Annotated in this window: 4 protein-coding genes; 1 reads left to right on the forward strand and 3 read right to left on the reverse strand. The window is 24.1% G+C overall.

Translation table 11 applies throughout. The annotated features are described in order from the left end of the window. Nucleotides 1-193 precede the first annotated feature (193 nt). Nucleotides 194-361, forward strand: coding sequence for a hypothetical protein (locus CAMP18498_RS07775; RefSeq protein ID WP_263683089.1), 168 nt, complete (start codon nucleotides 194-196; stop codon nucleotides 359-361). Between the two features lie 75 nt (nucleotides 362-436). On the opposite strand, the gene CAMP18498_RS07780 is transcribed toward CAMP18498_RS07775, so the two are convergent. The 3 genes from CAMP18498_RS07780 to CAMP18498_RS07790 all read right to left on the reverse strand — a co-directional run bounded on the left by CAMP18498_RS07780 (nucleotide 437) and on the right by CAMP18498_RS07790 (nucleotide 1,292). Beyond that, entirely contained in the window at nucleotides 437-634 is a 198-nt protein-coding gene (locus CAMP18498_RS07780) for a hypothetical protein (protein WP_337198250.1), read from the reverse strand. Nucleotides 635-676: 42 nt separating this feature from the next. Next, nucleotides 677-862 (reverse strand): hypothetical protein, encoded by a 186-nt coding sequence (locus tag CAMP18498_RS07785; RefSeq protein WP_263674125.1) that lies wholly within the window; start codon nucleotides 860-862, stop codon nucleotides 677-679. Between the two features lie 67 nt (nucleotides 863-929). Continuing rightward, nucleotides 930-1,292, reverse strand: a complete 363-nt coding sequence (locus tag CAMP18498_RS07790; protein ID WP_337198251.1) for a recombinase RecT — start codon at nucleotides 1,290-1,292, stop codon at nucleotides 930-932. Nucleotides 1,293-2,269 lie beyond the last annotated feature (977 nt).

A 2,269-nucleotide genomic window follows, 5' to 3' on the forward strand; every position in this document is an offset into this window, starting at 1 on the left:
GGCAAACGGTTTTTAAGAAGTTTAGTGAATTTTTAGAAGAACATCATATTTTTCCTATAAATTCTAATATAGGAAAAGAGATATCTAAAAATTTATCTCATCTAATGATAATATAATTAATAATATAGCACTTATTACAAAAGAATCTAATAATAAAATCAATAATAAAAATCCAAGCACATATATAAAAGAGTTGCTAAATAAAAAAATACAAGATAATCAACAAGAACAATTTTTTAAAGATTTAGAAACACATTTTATAACAAAAGATATGGTTGAATATTTGTTAAATGATGATTTTGAGAATTTTATTATTAGTCGAACAGCTTTAATTTATGATTATATGAAAAACATTGCTTAAATTCATAGGATAACTATGTTATCCTAACTATAAAATTGTATATCAACAAGATATAGTAAAAACTTTAAGTAATTTTTATTTTAAGTTTTCTAACATAAAATTCATCATAGCCCAAATGCTTGAAAGTATAGCTACTGCAGTACCTAAAAGCCAATAAAGTACTTTTTGCTTAGCGCTAGAAATTTGTTCTGAGAATTCAGTTTTAACTTCAGCTATTTTAGTGTTAATAATTCCTTCTAGTCTTGCAACTTCAGAATAAATTAAACTTTCCAATCTTTTAATCTCTGATTGAAATAAATCTTTACTTACAAGCTCTTATCTTATTTCTTCTGTAGTTTGATTTTTAAGATTTTCAAAATCCAATCTTGGAGTAGCTGCTCTACCATTAACAAGTTCTTCAAAAGCTTTAATTAATTTTTGTGATTGTTCAGGATTAGAAAAAATACTTTCTAATAAAGCTTTAAAACTTTCATTAAGTATATACTCTTTTTGCTGGGCCATAATATTTCCTTGCATATTTAATCTTTTGTTATTATAACACAATTTGTGATAGGTTATTTATTTTATACTAGATTGTAGGCATTTTCAATGTTTTTTGCGCATATTCACTATATGCAACTTCAACTATAAAAGGCTTATTTGTATCAGTTCTATAAACCTCACAAATTGCAACCAAATCTTGAGTGTATTGCCATTGATTATTCACTAATTTTGGATAGTTTTTAATCTCACTATAAGAACGAATACCACCAAATTTTCCGCTTTTATGAGCAATAGCCAAAAAGCCATCTCTACCCACTAAAGGTTCTATTTTTTCAACCCACACATCTTTACCATTTTTTGTAACTTTTGCCTTACGAGGAACAAAAAATACTTGGCGTAAGAAAGGATCTAGATCATATTTAGTTACAACACTAAGGTAATATTTTATTTCTGTTTTATTACTCCCAACTTATAGGGTGTGTTAAAAGCTAAAGACTAACTTTTTCTTTCATTAATGTATTTATCGTTAAATAATGAGCTACTAAAACCAATGTGCCAAAAATAAGAGTGATAGCGCCGATTAAAATAGCTATATTATAACCATCCATTCTCTCTTATTTTCTTTTAAAAAAAGATCAATCTTTAAGAAAGATCGATGATAGTGCAACTATCGCTCATTTACAAACCTTACAAATAATCCTACGCCAATAGATTCCATGAATCTTAAGATTACTTTTGCAGGTATTTTTATAAATAATGCTTTTTAAAATTTTTATTTTATATTATTATTTTGCAATAAAAAATAAAAGCTAAAAGATATAAACATGCTTCTATTATAAAATATCAAAATCAATTATTTTTTATTATTATCGATTTTTTTATCTTTATCAAAGTCATAAAATGTCACAAATATGGCAACTGCTATTGCAAAGGCTAATACAATATATTGTCCCATTTTATTTCCTTTTTTTGTTATAAAAATTATTAAATTAATATATTATCTAATCAATTTTAAAAATACAATATTATTTTTTTTAATTATAATATTTCCAAAGATCTAGCTTTTATCAACTTTGTATTATATCCATAGTTACTTTGTTGATATTTTTGATATTTGCGAAATCTACAAATTTCTACTAAGAATAGTTTAAATAATATATTTATAGAAAAAAATTATTTATAAGTTATAAAGTCTATTTTTGATATATTCTTTATATTATTAGCTTAGGATTTTTAATGGGTGCAAGCGAAATTACTTTTGAAATTATCTTAGAAAAATTAAAATAAGTAAAATTAAATAATAAAACAAAAGGATAGATATGTTTAAAAACGAAGAATATATAAAGCAGAGAAAAGCCTTATGGATAAAAAGTTTTGAAGCTTTTAAAGATGATGAAGAATTCCACAAAGAACAATTAGAACTTG

Origin of the sequence: Campylobacter sp. W0066.2, assembly GCF_024723515.1 — a bacterium.
GTDB lineage: Bacteria > Campylobacterota > Campylobacteria > Campylobacterales > Campylobacteraceae > Campylobacter_D.

Excerpts from the sequence above, each read along its gene's own strand:
- CAMP18498_RS07785 (WP_263674125.1), bottom strand. The coding sequence starts at position 862 with ATGGCCCAGCAAAAAGAGTATATACTTAATGAAAGTTTTAAAGCTTTA.